Origin of the sequence: Maribacter sp. (genome assembly GCF_016744255.1) — a bacterium.
Taxonomy (GTDB): Bacteria; Bacteroidota; Bacteroidia; order Flavobacteriales; family Flavobacteriaceae; genus Maribacter_B.
The window spans coordinates 1-15,915 of sequence record NZ_JADGES010000081.1 but is presented as its reverse complement, the minus strand read 5'-3'; the positions used below and the strand labels follow the sequence as shown (position 1 = coordinate 15,915).

The 15,915-nt window shown below is 32.6% G+C and carries 16 protein-coding genes and 1 pseudogene; 16 read left to right on the top strand and 1 reads right to left on the bottom strand.

Annotation, left to right across the window (positions count from 1 at the left end; all coding sequences use genetic code 11):
- Positions 1-67 precede the first annotated feature (67 nt).
- Complete coding sequence (locus tag QZZ51_RS12710) at positions 68-427, top strand: CoA-binding protein (protein WP_291870236.1); 360 nt, start codon at positions 68-70, stop codon at positions 425-427.
- Here QZZ51_RS12710 and QZZ51_RS12705 read toward each other — a convergent pair.
- Positions 424-1,887, bottom strand: a complete 1,464-nt coding sequence (locus QZZ51_RS12705) for a sodium:solute symporter (RefSeq protein ID WP_291870234.1) — start codon at positions 1,885-1,887, stop codon at positions 424-426. The genes QZZ51_RS12710 and QZZ51_RS12705 overlap by 4 nt on opposite strands.
- Positions 1,888-1,945: 58 nt before the next feature.
- Here QZZ51_RS12705 and recR point away from each other — a divergent pair, with 58 nt between their 5' ends.
- The 15 genes and pseudogenes from recR to QZZ51_RS12630 form a co-directional block, all read left to right on the top strand.
- A complete protein-coding gene (gene recR, locus QZZ51_RS12700) occupies positions 1,946-2,566 on the top strand; it encodes a recombination mediator RecR (protein ID WP_291870232.1) in 621 nt (206 codons plus the stop codon).
- Positions 2,567-2,657: 91 nt separating this feature from the next.
- Positions 2,658-4,004 carry a dihydrolipoamide acetyltransferase family protein gene (locus QZZ51_RS12695; protein ID WP_291870230.1) on the top strand — a complete coding sequence of 449 codons (1,347 nt, stop codon included), beginning with the start codon at positions 2,658-2,660 and terminating at the stop codon, positions 4,002-4,004.
- Between the two features lie 186 nt (positions 4,005-4,190).
- The gene (locus QZZ51_RS12690) at positions 4,191-4,967 is read left to right on the top strand and encodes a 3'-5' exonuclease (protein WP_291870228.1); all 777 of its coding nucleotides are present in this window, start codon (positions 4,191-4,193) and stop codon (positions 4,965-4,967) included.
- 5 nt (positions 4,968-4,972) lie between these two features.
- Positions 4,973-5,884 (top strand): carboxypeptidase-like regulatory domain-containing protein, encoded by a 912-nt coding sequence (locus QZZ51_RS12685; RefSeq protein ID WP_291870226.1) that lies wholly within the window; start codon positions 4,973-4,975, stop codon positions 5,882-5,884.
- A gap of 10 nt (positions 5,885-5,894) precedes the next feature.
- The gene (locus tag QZZ51_RS12680; protein ID WP_291870224.1) at positions 5,895-6,506 is read left to right on the top strand and encodes a fumarylacetoacetate hydrolase family protein; all 612 of its coding nucleotides are present in this window, start codon (positions 5,895-5,897) and stop codon (positions 6,504-6,506) included.
- A complete protein-coding gene (locus tag QZZ51_RS12675) occupies positions 6,506-6,844 on the top strand; it encodes an Hpt domain-containing protein (protein WP_291870222.1) in 339 nt (112 codons plus the stop codon). The genes QZZ51_RS12680 and QZZ51_RS12675 overlap by 1 nt, the downstream gene beginning before the upstream one ends.
- Complete coding sequence (locus QZZ51_RS12670; RefSeq protein WP_291870220.1) at positions 6,844-8,094, top strand: competence/damage-inducible protein A; 1,251 nt, start codon at positions 6,844-6,846, stop codon at positions 8,092-8,094. Before QZZ51_RS12675 ends, QZZ51_RS12670 begins: the two co-directional genes overlap by 1 nt.
- Positions 8,095-8,163: 69 nt before the next feature.
- The gene (gene rpmB / locus QZZ51_RS12665) at positions 8,164-8,400 is read left to right on the top strand and encodes a 50S ribosomal protein L28 (protein ID WP_121069345.1); all 237 of its coding nucleotides are present in this window, start codon (positions 8,164-8,166) and stop codon (positions 8,398-8,400) included.
- Between the two features lie 19 nt (positions 8,401-8,419).
- Positions 8,420-8,602, top strand: coding sequence for a 50S ribosomal protein L33 (rpmG, locus tag QZZ51_RS12660; RefSeq protein ID WP_291870215.1), 183 nt, complete (start codon positions 8,420-8,422; stop codon positions 8,600-8,602).
- Positions 8,603-8,608: 6 nt separating this feature from the next.
- The gene (locus QZZ51_RS12655) at positions 8,609-8,761 is read left to right on the top strand and encodes a DUF4295 domain-containing protein (RefSeq protein WP_291870213.1); all 153 of its coding nucleotides are present in this window, start codon (positions 8,609-8,611) and stop codon (positions 8,759-8,761) included.
- A gap of 86 nt (positions 8,762-8,847) precedes the next feature.
- Positions 8,848-9,804, top strand: a complete 957-nt coding sequence (gene ftsY, locus QZZ51_RS12650) for a signal recognition particle-docking protein FtsY (RefSeq protein WP_291870212.1) — start codon at positions 8,848-8,850, stop codon at positions 9,802-9,804.
- Positions 9,805-10,293: 489 nt separating this feature from the next.
- A complete protein-coding gene (locus tag QZZ51_RS12645) occupies positions 10,294-10,845 on the top strand; it encodes an RNA polymerase sigma-70 factor (RefSeq protein ID WP_291870210.1) in 552 nt (183 codons plus the stop codon).
- Between the two features lie 203 nt (positions 10,846-11,048).
- Positions 11,049-12,185 carry a FecR domain-containing protein gene (locus tag QZZ51_RS12640; RefSeq protein WP_291870208.1) on the top strand — a complete coding sequence of 379 codons (1,137 nt, stop codon included), beginning with the start codon at positions 11,049-11,051 and terminating at the stop codon, positions 12,183-12,185.
- Positions 12,186-12,330: 145 nt separating this feature from the next.
- Entirely contained in the window at positions 12,331-15,108 is a 2,778-nt protein-coding gene (locus tag QZZ51_RS12635) for a TonB-dependent receptor (RefSeq protein ID WP_291870206.1), read from the top strand.
- A gap of 444 nt (positions 15,109-15,552) precedes the next feature.
- A pseudogene (locus QZZ51_RS12630) lies at positions 15,553-15,915 on the top strand (30S ribosomal protein S12 methylthiotransferase RimO); the annotation flags it as partial.

Sequence of the window (15,915 nt, the reverse complement as noted above, 5' to 3'; positions counted from 1 at the left end):
TTAAGATAAAATTTAACATCCTAATAACATCCTAATAACATCCTAATAACATCCTAATAACATACCAATGAACAAAACATTAGTAATCGGAGCTTCTTTAAATCCTAATCGCTATAGTAATATAGCAATACATCGTTTAGTAAAAAGCGGCATCACAACGGAGGCCTACGGTTTAAAACTTGGGACTGTTTCTGGGGTTCAAATAAAGAGCAAATTTATTCATTTTCAAAATATTAGCACTATAACTTTGTATTTAAATCCAAAACGGCAAGAAGCGTACTACAATAATATAGTGGAATTACGTCCAGAACGTGTAATTTTTAATCCAGGAACTGAAAATCCCGAGTTTTATACTATTTTGAAGAGTAAAGGAATTAAGGTAGAATTGGCTTGCACTTTGGTGCTTTTGGCAACAAACCAGTATTAAACTTCTTTTATTCTTATAAACCATAGCCCTATAAAAGTTAAAAGACCATTTATAGGTAAAAGTTCGTAACCCACTTTGTAGCCTCCTAAAATTTCAGGAGGGATACTAGCAAACACATATATTAGAACAACCGATATTGCAGCAACAACCCAAGTATATTTATCTTTAATTTTATGTTTTGTAAAAATACCAAAGGTAAATAAACCCAATAGTGGTCCGTAAGTGTATGTTGCAACTTGTAAAAGACCATCAATAACATTGGTGTCTAAAACATACTTAAAGGCAATTACAACAATAATGAGCAAGATGCTCATACCAATATGTACTAATTTTCTTGTTTTTTTCTGATGGTTATCTTCTTTTTTTTCAATTCCTAAAAAATCAATACAAAAGGAAGTGGTCAAGGAAGTTAATGCGCTATCTGCACTACTATAGGCGGCAGCGATAAGCCCTAGCATAAAAGTTATGGCGATAACCGGTCCTAGGTCGCTATTTAAAGCAATTTCGGGGAATAATAAATCGGTTTTAGCTTTGCCGTCTAATAAGGGGATGGCTATATTCATTTTATTAGCATAGATAAATAATAAGGCGCCTAAGAGAAGAAATACAAAGTTCACCACAACCAGCACAAGACCAAAAGAAACTACATTTTTTTGAGCATCTTTTAAAGATTTACAGGTAAGATTTTTTTGCATCATATCTTGGTCTAGTCCTGTCATACAAATAGCAATAAATAGCCCTCCTAAGAATGATTTTATAAAATGATTTTTGCTAAAAAAGTCCTCTGTAAAAATAATCTTGCTGTATTCTGTTAATTCTTCCGAAGCTAAAAATTCGGTAAAACTCCAGTTTAATTTATCATTAATAAAATAGATAGATAGACCAACAGCAACAAGCATAAAAAGTGTTTGTAATGTATCTGTCCAAACAATAGTTTTTATTCCGCCTCTAAAAGTGTACACCCAAATAAGTAAGATAGATAGCGCTACGGTTATTTCAAAACGTACATTTAAATCATCAAAAACAAATTCTTGTAATACTAATGCAACTAAAAATAGACGAAAAGAAGCTCCTAAAACTCTAGATACAAAGAAAGAAATAGCTCCTACTTTATAACTGGTACTCCCGAATCGTTGCTCTAAATATTGATATATGGAGGTTACATTGAGTCTGTAATAAATGGGTAAAAGGATATAAGCAATTACAAAATACCCAACCATATAGCCAAAAACCACTTGCATATAGCTAAATTCTGAAGACGCTACCCAGCCCGGGACAGAAATAAAGGTTACTCCAGAGAGCGAAGCCCCAATCATTCCGAATGCTACCAAGTACCAAGGAGATTGTTTTCCAGCTTTAAAAAAATCTACGTTAGAGTCGTTTTTGCCTGTGAAATAAGAAATGAGAAGTAATAGTAAAAAATAAGCAGCTATTAATAGAAGAATATGCGTTGAGGTCATAGAAATAAATTTCCAATGCAAAGTACAAAAAGTAAAAATAGTATGTAATTTTGTTGGTATGGATTTTTCGTCTAAACTTTTAGAAAATGCAGTGTATGAAATGTCACAGTTACCAGGAATTGGTAAAAGAACAGCATTGCGTTTGGTTTTACATTTGTTAAAGCAATCGGATCAAAGAACCGAGAATTTAGCTACTTCTTTATTAGATTTAAAAGAAAAGGTTCGGTTTTGTGCTAATTGTCATAATATATCGGACACAGAATTATGTGAGATATGTGCTAACTCTAAGAGAGATGCATCTTTAGTTTGTGTGGTAGAAGACATTAGAGATGTAATGGCAATAGAAAATACAGGTCAATTTAGGGGAATGTATCATGTGTTGGGTGGTAAAATATCGCCAATGGAAGGTATTGGTCCTCAGGAATTAACTATAAGCTCTTTGGTTAATAAAGTAAAAAAAGGAGAAATAAAAGAGCTCATTTTTGCGTTAAGTTCAACCATGGAAGGAGATACCACCAATTTTTATATTTATAAACAAATTGAAGATCAAGAGGTTAGTACATCGACTATCGCAAGAGGTATAGCTGTCGGTGATGAATTAGAGTATGCAGATGAGGTTACTCTTGGGAGAAGTATATTAAATAGAATACCTTTTGAAGGGTCTTTGAAGTCTAGTTAAAGGGTGAAAGAGTAGTGAAAATGTAATCTTTAGGTGTTTTTTTTGTTATTTTTACAAAGAATAGACTTAAGTAAGCTTATTAAATAGGAATATGGCAAAATTTGAATTGAAGTTACCAAAAATGGGAGAGAGTGTTGCAGAGGCAACATTGACTACCTGGTTGAAAGAAGTAGGGGATACAATTGAAATGGATGATGCTGTTTTTGAAATAGCTACAGATAAAGTAGATTCCGAAGTCCCTAGTGAGGTAGAAGGTGTTTTGATTGAAAAACTATTTGATGTAGATGATGTTATAAAAGTAGGAGAAACAGTTGCTGTAATTAGCACCGATGGCGAAGATGTTGTGGTGAAAGAGTCGGTTAAAGAAGAAAAAGAAACCGTACAAATACAGGCGTCTGTTCAAGAGTTAGAAGAAACTGTTGTTGTTGCTAAAGAGGCTGTTCGGTCTCCGGTATTGGGAGAAAGTGCAACAAATCGTTTCTATTCTCCATTGGTAAAAAATATAGCAAAACAAGAAAGACTTACTATTGAGGAGTTAGACGCTATTTCTGGTACAGGAAAAGAGGGGAGGGTTTCTAAAAGTGATATTTTAAATTACATAGAGACAAGAAGAACGAATAATGTAGCTCCTAAAGCGAAGGAGAAAGTGCAAGAAACAATTAAAATTTCTGCTCCTGTTGAAACGCCAAATGTGGTTAAATCAGCAGCTGTTAAAGTAGCAAATTCTAGTGGGCATGAGGTTGTAGATATGTCTAGAATGGGCAAATTAATTGCTAAGCATATGGTGGACAGTGTTTCTACTTCTGCTCACGTTCAAAGTTTTATAGAGGTAGATGTTACCAATATTGTAAACTGGCGTAACAAGATGAAAAAAGCCTTTGAGGAGCAAGAAGGTGAAAAATTAACATATACACCGATATTTTTAGAGGCAGTAGCTAAGGCTTTAAGAAAATATCCATTAATGAATATATCTGTTAAGGGAGATACAATTATTAAAAAGAAGAATATTAATATAGGAATGGCGGCAGCTTTGCCTGATGGAAATTTAATTGTTCCGGTAATTAAAAATGCGGACCAGTTAAATTTAGTAGGTATGGCCAAAGTTGTAAATGATTTAGCAACAAGATCAAGAGGCAACGCATTAAAACCAGATGAGATACAAGAAGGGACTTATACCGTTACCAATGTTGGTACTTTTGGTAGTGTTTTTGGAACTCCAATTATTAACCAACCGCAAGTAGGTATCCTAGCTTTAGGGGCTATTCGTAAAATCCCTTCAGTTATAGAAACTGCAGAAGGTGATTTTATAGGTATTCGTAGTAAAATGTTTTTGTCGCATAGTTATGATCATAGGGTAGTTAATGGTGCGCTAGGAAGTATGTTTGTTAAATTTATAGCAGATTATCTAGAAGCTTGGGATATAAGTAGAGAATTCTAAAATTAAATGTTCTTATAGTTTATTTAGACATTATAGTCTCTAAGGGTGTATGTTGTTGCTTTAAAAACGTAGAATTATAAATAATAGGTGTTGTTCCTGTGTTTATATAGAGTTCTGTTATAAAATTGAATTTTACATTTTACTTGAGCATACGAAAAACTATCTTTGTGAAAATTTTAATTAAAGATGGAGTTAAAGCTAACCAGACCAATTTGTTTTTTCGATTTAGAAACAACTGGGATAAATGTTGCAAAAGATAGAGTAGTAGAAATATCTATACTTAAAATATTTCCTAATGGAAATAAGGAGAGTAAAACCTGGCTTGTTAATCCAGAAATGACTATTCCGGATCATGTAATAGAAGTACATGGTATTACCAATGAAAAAGTGGCAAACGAGCCAACATTTAAAGAGCTTTCTAAAGAAATTTATGCTATGATTAAAGATAGCGATTTAGGAGGTTTTAATTCCGATCGTTTTGATATTCCTTTATTAGCAGAAGAATTGTTGCGCTCAGATATCGATTTTGATATGAAAAACAATGTTTCTGTAGATGTACAAACTATTTTTCATAAGATGGAGAAAAGAACATTGGAGGCGGCTTATAAGTTTTATTGTGATAAAGATTTGTCTAATGCGCATAGTGCAGCGGCAGATACCAAAGCAACGTATGAGGTTTTATTATCTCAGTTAGATAGGTACCCTGAGTTAGAAAATAACATTAAAAAACTTTCTGAATTCTCGCAAAGAAAGCAATCTGTAGATTTTGCAGGTTTTATTGCTTTGGATGAGGATGGCGAAGAAATTTTCTCGTTTGGAAAACATAAAGGAAGAAAAGTGCATGATGTCTTGGATAAAGAACCAGGTTATTTCGGTTGGATACTGAATGCGGATTTTCCATTGTACACTAAGAAAGTGTTAACGCAAATAAAATTAAGCAAGCTAAATAATAAGTTAAGCTAGGTAAAATGAAGTATTTAGTATTTCTGTTTTTGATAGCTTTTCAGGCTCAAGGACAAGAAGTTTTGTTTGATGGTCATGTGTATGATAGTAAAACAAAAGAACCTATCCCTTATGTTAATTTAAGTTTCTTAAATACATTAAAAGGTACATCTACGGATGATAATGGTCATTTTTATATAGATGTGCAAAAGTCTTTTTTAGAGAAACAACTTCATATTTCGTCTTTAGGTTATAAGGATACTATCGTTGTAGCTAAGGACATTTACAAAGTAAAACAGTTTCATTTAGTAGAAGAGTCGTTCGAGTTAGATGAGGTTGTTGTTGTGCAATCTCTAGGTAATTCAAATGTATTAAACCCCATAAGTAGTTACAGCCTCACAAGTGGATTCTCATCTTCTTCTACGCCTTGGGTGTTGGCATTATATTTCCCTAATATAGGAGCGCAAAAAAAATTTGCAAGTAAGGTTACCATCTTTTTTCAAAAAGACAAAAATTTTAAACGGCCTGCTTCAAAATTCAGATTGCGTATGTACGGTGTAGATGTAAAAACTAAAAAACCTAATAAAGATATATTAAGAAAAAGTATTGTTTTGGAAACCCAACAAGATAAAGATTATGTGTCTATAGATTTGGAGGCTTTGCATATAAAAATACCTAAAGAAGGGGTTTATGTTGGTTTAGAGTGGTTGTTTGTGCCTTATAATTGGTATGTGGCTACTTTGGTGCATCCGTTAACAAATAAAAAAGTGACGGAAGATCGTTTTGCGCCAACTTTTGGGGGTGTTTACAATAAAAATCAGAATTACAAGGCAATGGTTTATGGAATGGGTGAGTGGACAGATTTTACGGTAAAATCTAAAGATAAAGCTAAGAATTTTATACCAGCAATTAGCCTAAAAGTATCATCTAAGGAATAAATTTTTTAATATGAAAATAATTTGCATTGGCAGAAATTATACAGCGCACATTGAGGAATTGCAAAATGAAAAACCAACGGATCCTGTAGTTTTTATAAAGCCAGATTCAGCAGTTTTGCCAAAAGAGCAAGATTTTTATATCCCAGAATTTTCTGATGATGTACATTACGAGGTAGAGGTTTTAGTAAAGATTAAAAAGGTAGGGAAGCATATTCAAGAAAAGTTTGCGCATAAGTATTATGATGAAATTGGTCTAGGAATAGATTTTACAGCTAGGGATGTGCAGTCTAAATTAAAAGAAAAAGGATTGCCTTGGGAAAAGGCTAAAGGCTTCGATGGGGCTGCAGTAATTGGAGAGTGGTTACCTGTTGCAGATTTTAAGAATTTAAACGATATTAATTTTCAATTAATAAAAAATGAAGAACTAGTGCAAACTGGTAATACAGGTTTAATGCTCTGGAAGATAGATGAGTTAATAGCATATGTTTCTTCCTATTTTACCCTAAAAAAAGGAGATGTCATTTTTACAGGAACACCAGCGGGTGTTGGTAGAATACAATCAAATGATTATCTTACCGGGACATTAGAGGGGAAAAAGCTTTTTTCTTTAAAAATTAAATAATGATATATAGTTTAGATAAAATTAATGAAATGGCAGAAGGAGACGATGAGTTTATCGTTTCTGTAATCTCTGTTTTTTTAGAAGAAGTACCAGCAGATATAGAAGCATTGGGGATAGCTTTAGAAGAAATGAACTATAATCAAGTGTATAATTTGGCTCATAAAATAAAGCCAAACGTAGATTTGCTTGGTATGGAACAAACTAGAGCAATTGCTTTAGAAATAGAAACCTTGGGTAAGAATAAGGCGGGTATTGAAGAAATGAAAAAAGTATTTCCAATATTAAAAACAGACATAGCACAGGTGGTTTCAGAATTAAAAAAGGACTTCAATTTATAATGCAAGCAGAGATAATTACTATTGGCGATGAAATTCTTATCGGTCAAATAGTAGACACAAATTCTGCTTTTATAGCAAAAGAACTAAATAAAATTGGAGTTTCTGTATATCAAATAACCTCTATTCAGGATGATAAGCAGCATATTCTTAATGCTTTAAAGGAGGCAAAAACTAGAGCTCAAATTGTTATTATTACAGGGGGTTTGGGACCTACGAAAGATGATATTACCAAACATGCTCTTTGTGAATATTTTCAAGATACTTTAGTAGAAAATACTCAAGTACTTAGGCATGTAGAAGCACTTTTCGATACATTTTATAAGGGTAAACCTTTGCTAAATGTAAATAAAATGCAGGCATATGTGCCTTCTAAAGCAGAGGTTCTGCATAATGAGTTTGGTACTGCGCCAGGTATGTGGATTAGGGATAAGGAAACAGTTTTTATTTCCTTGCCAGGAGTTCCTTTTGAGATGAGGAATTTAATAAAAACACAAGTTGTTCCTAGGGTAATAGAACAATTTAAATGTACTCATATAATCCACAGAACAATAGTTACGTACGGTATAGGGGAGAGTGCATTGGCAGATAGATTAGAATCTTGGGAGGATAATTTACCTTCATATATTAAACTAGCTTATTTGCCTAGTTTAGGAATGGTTAGATTGCGTCTAAGTGCAAAAGGAGAGGATAAAGAAGATTTAGATCAAGCCGTTACTCTGGAATGTGTTAAGTTAGTGGCTGTTATAGGAGACGTTGTTTATGGCACAGAGGATGATCAAGCTATAGAAGAAGTTATTGCTAGCCTATTGACAGATAAAAAATTAACCCTAGCAACTGCAGAGAGTTTTACTGGTGGGCAAATAGCGAAAGAGCTAACTGCGATACCGGGAGCATCAGCGTATTTTAAGGGTAGTGTTGTTAGTTATGCTACAGAAGCAAAGATTAATGTCTTAGAGGTTCCAAAAGCGATTATAGAGAAGCATTCTGTAGTTAGCGGTGCGGTTGCAAAATACATGGCATCTTCGGCGAAACGAATTTTTAACGCAGATTTTGCGATTGCAACCACAGGTAATGCCGGACCTACAAAAGGAGACTCTAATGCGGAGGTCGGAACGGTGTTTATTGCAATAGCAACGCCTAAAGAAGTAATATGTGAAAAGTTTATGATGGGGGAGCAGCGAGAGCGTGTTGTGCAAAAGTCTATAAACAAGGCTTTTGAGATGCTTCTAAAAGAAATATTAAAATTCTGAAAAAGAATCTTGTCAGTACCATAAAAAAGATATAAATTTGCACCCTGTTTAAAAGAAAAATTCTACGCAATGTCAAAAGTTTGTGAAATTACTGGGAAAAGGGCTATGTTTGGGAACAACGTATCGTTCTCAATTAATAAGACCAGAAGAAGATTTAATGTAAACCTTTCCAAAAAAAGATTTTACATTCCTGAAGAAGATCGTTGGGTAACCTTAAAGGTTTCCGCTAAAGCGTTGAAGATTATCAATAAAAAAGGTATTTCGGCTGTTTTGAAAGACGCCAAAGCTAATGGATTAGTTAAGTAATCCTAAAAATTCAACAAAAATGGCAAAAAAAGGAAATAGAATTCAGGTTATATTAGAATGTACAGAGCATAAAGAATCTGGGCAACCAGGTACTTCTAGGTACATAACTACAAAGAATAAAAAAAATACTCCGGAAAGGATGGAAATTAAAAAATTCAACCCTATCCTTAAGAGAATGACACTTCATAAAGAAATAAAATAATAAGTCATGGCAAAGAAGACGGTAGCAAGTTTACAGACAAGTTCTAAAAGATTGACTAAAGCCATAAAAATGGTAAAGTCACCTAAGTCAGGAGCATATACTTTTGTAGAATCTGTTATGACACCAGAATTGGTGAATGAATGGATAGCAAAAAAGTAGCTAACTAACTTAAATGTTTTTTTAAAGCCTCTTTCTTATGAAAGAGGCTTTTTTATTTTTTATCTTTGAGTAACTATAGTTAAGATATGAGTTTATTTAAAAAAATATTTTCTTCTAAAAAGAAGGAAACCTTAGACAAAGGTTTAGAAAAAAGTAAAACTACTTTTTTCTCTAAATTGGGTAAGGCTGTTGCAGGTAAGTCTAAAGTAGATGATGATGTTCTAGATAATTTAGAAGAAATTTTAGTTTCTTCGGATGTTGGTGTGGATACTACTTTAAAAATAATAGATAGAATTGAAGCTCGTGTTTCTAAAGATAAATATTTAGGAACAGAGGAGTTAAATGTAATTTTGAGAGAAGAGATTGCAGGTTTACTTTCTGAAACACATACAGGAGAAGAGACGGAATATAGTATTCCAAAAGACAAAAAACCGTATGTGATTATGGTGGTAGGTGTTAATGGGGCAGGTAAGACAACTACAATTGGTAAGTTGGCAAATCAATTTAAAAAGCAAGGTTTAAAAGTGGTCTTAGGTGCGGCAGATACTTTTAGGGCAGCAGCTATAGATCAATTACAAGTTTGGGCAGATCGTGTAGATGTACCGATAATAAAGCAAGACATGGGTAGTGATCCCGCTTCTGTTGCTTTTGATACATTAAGCTCTGCGGTAACTCAAGATGCAGATGTTGTAATTATTGATACGGCTGGTCGTTTGCATAATAAAGTTAATTTAATGAATGAGTTAACTAAAGTAAAACGTGTAATGCAAAAAGTAGTGGAAGATACCCCTCATGAAGTTCTTTTGGTGTTAGATGGTTCTACTGGGCAAAATGCATTTGAGCAAGCAAAACAGTTTACAAAAGCTACAGAGGTAACAGCATTAGCAATTACAAAATTAGACGGAACAGCAAAAGGTGGGGTTGTAATTGGTATTTCGGACCAATTGAAAATACCAGTTAAATATATCGGTGTAGGTGAAGGTATTGATGATTTACAAGTATTTAATAAATACGAATTTGTAGATTCTTTTTTTAAAAGTTAAAGACGATAGTTTAGTGTTATCGTATAAGGTATGTAAGTTCAAAAATAGGAGGCATAATTTACTGTTGTATGTAAGGATTGTAAATTACAGTTTCTAGGGTTCTGTGGTTTGTCTTTCAAATTGTTAGAGCAATACAAAAAGTACCGTTTTAATAGAGGTTATGAGCTAAATTGATTTAGGTTTAAAAGAAAAAATGAACCAAAGTACTGATTAAAAATGTAATAAAAAGCGGTTATTGTGCTGCTTTTTCTGTTTCTAATCTTTTTTTCTGTAAAACAGATGAGCATGGGAAAGTAGCTATTTTTTTCTCTAAAATTTCTTGAAAACAAAACCTCACCGTAGTATCATTTTTTTTTACCAAGACTATATCGTGTAAAATGTAATGTTAAGTACATATGACCAAATTGTCATATGTACTTAACGTCCTTTTTTGTGTAATGTATTTTCATAAATTTATTCCTGTTTTGGTTAAATTTTGATACGTTTAGTATGTCTATAAATTTTAAAAAGAAGGATCAAATTTTACTTTCAGAAATGAAAATGGGTAGCGAGCGAGCTTTTCAAAAACTTTTTGATAAGTATTGGGAACCTTTATTTTTTAAAGCGAATTTTATTTTGCAGAATGAAGAGGTGGCTAAAGATATTGTTCAAAATATCTGGATAGATTTTTGGGAGAAGAGAGAGGAAAGAGTTATTCTAAATTTAGAAGCATATTTGTTTAAAACGGTAACTAATAATTGTCTTAAGTATTTTAGGGACTATCGTTTTTCCTTATCACATATAAGGATAATAGAAGCTTTAGAAATCCCTGATATTTCTTCGATAGAAAAACAATATGATTTAGAAGAAACAGAGAATACATTAAAAAAGTCTCTAAAAGCGTTATCTCCAAAATGTAGAAGAATATTTGCTCTAAGTAAATTAGAGGAATTAAGTAATGAGGAAATAGCCTTTAAGCTTGGTATCTCGCAACGTACGGTTGAAAATCAGTTGTCTTTGGCTTTAAAAAATATGCGAAAAGATTTTGTTTTTTTTAAGTAGAAGTTATCATTTTACACTTCATATTTTTTAACGCATATTGCTATGGTAATCCATTGTAATTAGTACTTTGGCTTAATAAATATATCATAATTATTTTTTTTAGGCTTTTTTAAATGAAATATTTTGTGCCTTACTTAATTTGTTAAAGAAAAGTTAAAATCAATTAAATTTCGTGAAGAAGTATACATTTTGGGTTCTTAAATATGGAGGCCATTCACATGAAAGAAGAAGCATTTAGAAAATTGTTAAGTAACTATTTAAAAGATAATTCTTCAAATGAGGAAAATCAATTAATAGAGAGATTTTTGGATAATTCCAAGAAAGAATCGCTTCGTAAGAAAAATTTTAACTCAACAAAAAAGAGTACTATAAAAAAGGACATTTGGCAGGCTGTACGTAGAGAGACGAATGTTATTGTGGTAACACCAAATTTAGCAAAACAATATGGAAAATATGCTGCAGCGGCTTCCATTATTCTATTGCTAGGTTATTTCTTGATTAAACCATTTGGAGTAGCTAATGACTTGTTAGAGACTAATTCAATTACCTTAGAATTACAAGATGGTAGTATTCAATTATTAGACATTGCAACACAGAGAAATATATTTAATAGTAAGGGAAATCTCATAGGAAAACAAGAAGGAAATTCATTGATATACCAGTCCATAAGTAAGGGTGCAACCCTAATGTATAATACATTAACTATTCCCAATGGTAAAACTTTTTCTCTAACCCTGTCTGATGGTACTTTGGTAGAATTAAACTCGGGTTCTTCATTAACATATCCAACTCACTTTATCTATGGAAAAAATAGGCAAGTCTACATAAAGGGAGAAGCATTTTTAAAAGTTGCAAAAGATAGTTTACATCCATTTATTGTAAAAGCAGATAACCTTAACATTCAAGTTTTAGGAACGGAATTTAATGTAATGTCTCATTCCGAAGATGCTACAACGGAAGTAGTCTTGGTAGAAGGAGCTGTTAGTTTATTTTCAGAAACGGATGATAAGAATTTACAAGATAAAGTAATATTAACACCAGGTTATAAAGCTGTTTTTAATAAGAAAAGTCGTAAAATAGAAAAAGAAGAAGTGCTCACGGATATTTATACTTCTTGGTTAAATGGTGAATTGGTTTTTCGAGAATTACCATTTGAAAATATGCTGAGCAGGTTAGAAAGACATTACAATGTAGTTATAGATAATGAAAACAAGGTTTTGTCTAAACAAAAATTCGATGCTAGTTTTAGAAATGTACCAATAATAACAATTTTAGAGAATTTAAAAAAATACCATAACATAGATTATGTTATTGAAGGAAATAAAATAACTATAAAATAACCACAAAAATAAAATGTAAATGAAATAAAAAATTGAATAAATATTTTAGGATATAATTGTCCAAAAAAAATCAGGAAATGCTGTAACATCTCCTGATAAGAAAATGTGATTAAAAAAGAATAAACACAAATAACACTTTAAAAGTATGAAAAAAAATCTTAGTAAAGCGAGAAGTAAATCTCCTTTCCAAAAATTAAACTTAAAAATAAAACTAAGTACACTATTGTTATACTTTATGATTTTTGCATTATATGCTAAAAATTCATCTACAGAGCGCACTAGAATCACTTTAAATCTAGAGAATGTTTCCGTTAGACAAATAATGGATGAGATAGAAAATAGTACAGAATTTACTTTTGTTTATAAAGTAAAAGAGATTAATACTAAGCGAACACTTTCTATAAATGTAAATGAACAACCTATTCAGGTAATTTTAAAGAAAGTATTTTTTGATACAAATACAACCTACCAAGTTAATAATGTAGACAAACAGGTTCATTTAAGTAAAGGTGTAATTAGTAGGCTAAAAAGTACGAGAGAAGAAGATGTGTTTCAGGAAAAAATATCTGGTACTGTATCAGATAATAAAGGAAACCTGTTAGCAGGAGCTAGTATTGTAGAAAAAGGTTCAAATAACGGTGCAATAAGTGACTTTGAGGGTAACTATTCTATAAATATTTCTGATAAAAACGCAGTGCTGATTGTGTCTTATATTGGATTTCAACAGCAGCATGTTGCCGTTGGTTCTAATGCAGTTGTAAATGTAATTTTGCTCCCTTCTAGCCAAATATTAGATGAGGTTGTATTAACGGCTTTAAAAAGAGAAAGCTCTTTAAAAGATACACCAATTAGTGTAGCTGTATTAGGTACGCAAGAAATTAGTGACAGGCAGATAACCGATTTTACGGATTTGGTAGATGCATTACCTGGAGTGGCTATTAATTCTGCCTATGGAGGTACAGAGAATAGTTTTATTGCAATTAGAGGAATCGGTGGTGCAGATGATTATAAGCCTAACGGAAACCCATCGGTAGCATTACATTTAGATGGTGTTTACCAAACATCTAATGCATATTTAAGTATGCCTCTTTTTGATATTGACCGAATTGAAGTTTTAAAAGGACCACAAGGTACTTTGTACGGCAGAAACACTACAGCAGGAGCTATCAACGCCATTACAAAAGGCCCTACAGATGAGGTGGAAGGATATGTTAACGTACAGCATGGTTCGTATAATTTTTTCTCAGCAGAAGCTGCAATTGGAGGTCCTATTACAGATCGTTTTGGTATTCGTGTAGCTGTACAGACGAAACAAGGAGGAGGTTTTATGAAAGGAGCTGGAGCAGGTCGTTTTTCAGGTTTTGTTCCAGAAGGATTTAAAGGGGTTATCCCTCCAGTAGCAGACCCTGGAGTGCGCGATGGCTTTGGAGATGCAGACCTTTTTGCTATTCGAACTACTATGACATACCAATTTGAAGACGATTCTGATTTAAATTTTAAATTTTATACAAGTAGAGATCGTGGAGACACAAGGCAATACGATCGTGTTGCGCTAGAAGATGACCCTAAAAAATCTCGTAATGCAGGTGAAAATAATGATCCTTATGAGTTTTATACGAACGAATATTTTGCACATAAAATTAACGTTACAGGCTTTTCTAGTAAATACCATAGGAATGTAAACAGCAATTTAAATATGGATCTTATTGCTAGTTATCAAAAGAGTGATCGTTTGGTTGGTGGTAATGGTGATGGTACATCTTTTCCTAGATATCAATATGCATTTGATGATAAGTTAGATCAAAGTTCTTTTGAAGTTAGAATGAGTGATCAAAATGGCGGTAAATTAGATTGGCTGGCAGGAATCTTTTTTGTAAATGATTATGTACAATTTACTAGTAATTGGAATAGTCTTGGGGTATTATCACAATATACTTCTCCTTATGAACAACGTCGCAAAAGTTTTGCAACCTTTGTTAATTCTGATTGGCATATTTCTAACGAACTAACACTGTCTGCGGGCTTAAGGTATACAAATGACGATGTGAAATTCAAGGGTAAAAATATTGATTTGGATCCATGGGGAACATCTAAATACCAAGCAACGTTTAAATCGCCTGCGCCTTTTAGTTGGGATCGTGATTTTGAAGATGATAATGTTTCAGGGAAGCTTACTGTAAAATATGACTTTACCAATAAATTAAATCTTTTTGCTTCTGCAGGGAAAGGATATAGAGGTGGTGGCTTTGATGGTACTTCTATATTTTCAGCAGAAGAAACAGAGCCTTTTGATTCTGAAACAGTAATAGCTTATGAAATGGGATTGCGTTATTTTACAGGTCGTATTACAATGTCTTTAGATGCGTTTAAATATAGTTTTAAAGAATTACAAGCTACGGCACGTTTATCTAACGACACCAATGGCCGAACCAATGTAGGTAAAGCAGAAGTACAAGGAGCTGAAGCTGCTATTACAGCTTTAGTTTTTGGTAACGATAAGCATACTTTAAAATATAATGGAGCGGTAACCTTCTTAGATTCTAAAATAACAGAGTTTAAATCTAACCGTGTAGACGATGTTAAAAATACTATTGGTGATCAATTACCTGGTGCGCCAAAATGGAGTGCAACTTCTTCATTAAGGCATATGTTATCCATTTCAAAAGGAACTTCCTTAAATACGCGTATAGATTTTACTCATCATGGAGAAGAATCTAACAGGTTAAATGCAGGAGCAAGTAATACAGCTGAGGGGTATAACCTTTTGGGTGCTCGTATGGGAGTAGATTTTGTAAATGGAATGTCTTTTTATGTCTATGGAAGAAATATTTTAGACGAAATTTATTTTTTAGAAGCAAATGCTGGTGAAAGGCTAGTCGGAGCTCCTGCAACATATGGAGGGGGAATTCGTTACAATTTTTAAGTTATATAATTTTTAACCTAAAAAGGCTGTCTGTAAAAGGCAGCCTTTTTAATTTTATGTTTAAAAATAGAGGAGCTTTAAGTGCTTAATTGGTAAATAAGTAATAGTTATTTCAAAGCGTTATTTTTTGTTAGAATAAATTTTATTTTTCTATAAATTTTGTCTTAAAGGAGAACCGTATACAAAATAGTTTATGACCAATTATATGTCTTCTTTAAGATTGTCGTTATAAAAGTATAATGCCTCTTTTCTTTTTGCTAAAATCGATCAAAATCTAATTTTATATTTGTTTTTAATTCTTCTCTAGGGATAACAATTAATTTTTAGGAATCGCGTAGTGTAAAATGGGATAATATTTTCTGTTTTGTTTTTTTAATAAAAGAAAATACAATAACAATTGTCTTTCCTATATCAAATTGTATTTTTGCGCCCTATTTTATAGTTATGAGAACAAAATCACTTAAAAAGAACAAAATCAACGTTATAACTCTAGGTTGCTCTAAGAATGTCTACGATTCGGAGGTGCTAATGGGGCAGCTTCGTGCCAATGATAAAGAAGTGGTACACGAGGAAGAAGGCAATATAGTGGTTATAAATACCTGTGGTTTTATTGCAAATGCAAAGCAAGAGAGTGTAGATACTATTTTAGAGTATGTAGAAAAGAAGAATGCGGGAGAGGTAGATAAGGTTTTTGTGACAGGATGTTTAAGTGAAAGGTATAAGCCAGACTTACAAAAGGAAATTCCCAATGTAGATGAGTTTTTTGGAACCAGTGAATTGCCTAATTTATTAAAGGCTCTAGAGGCG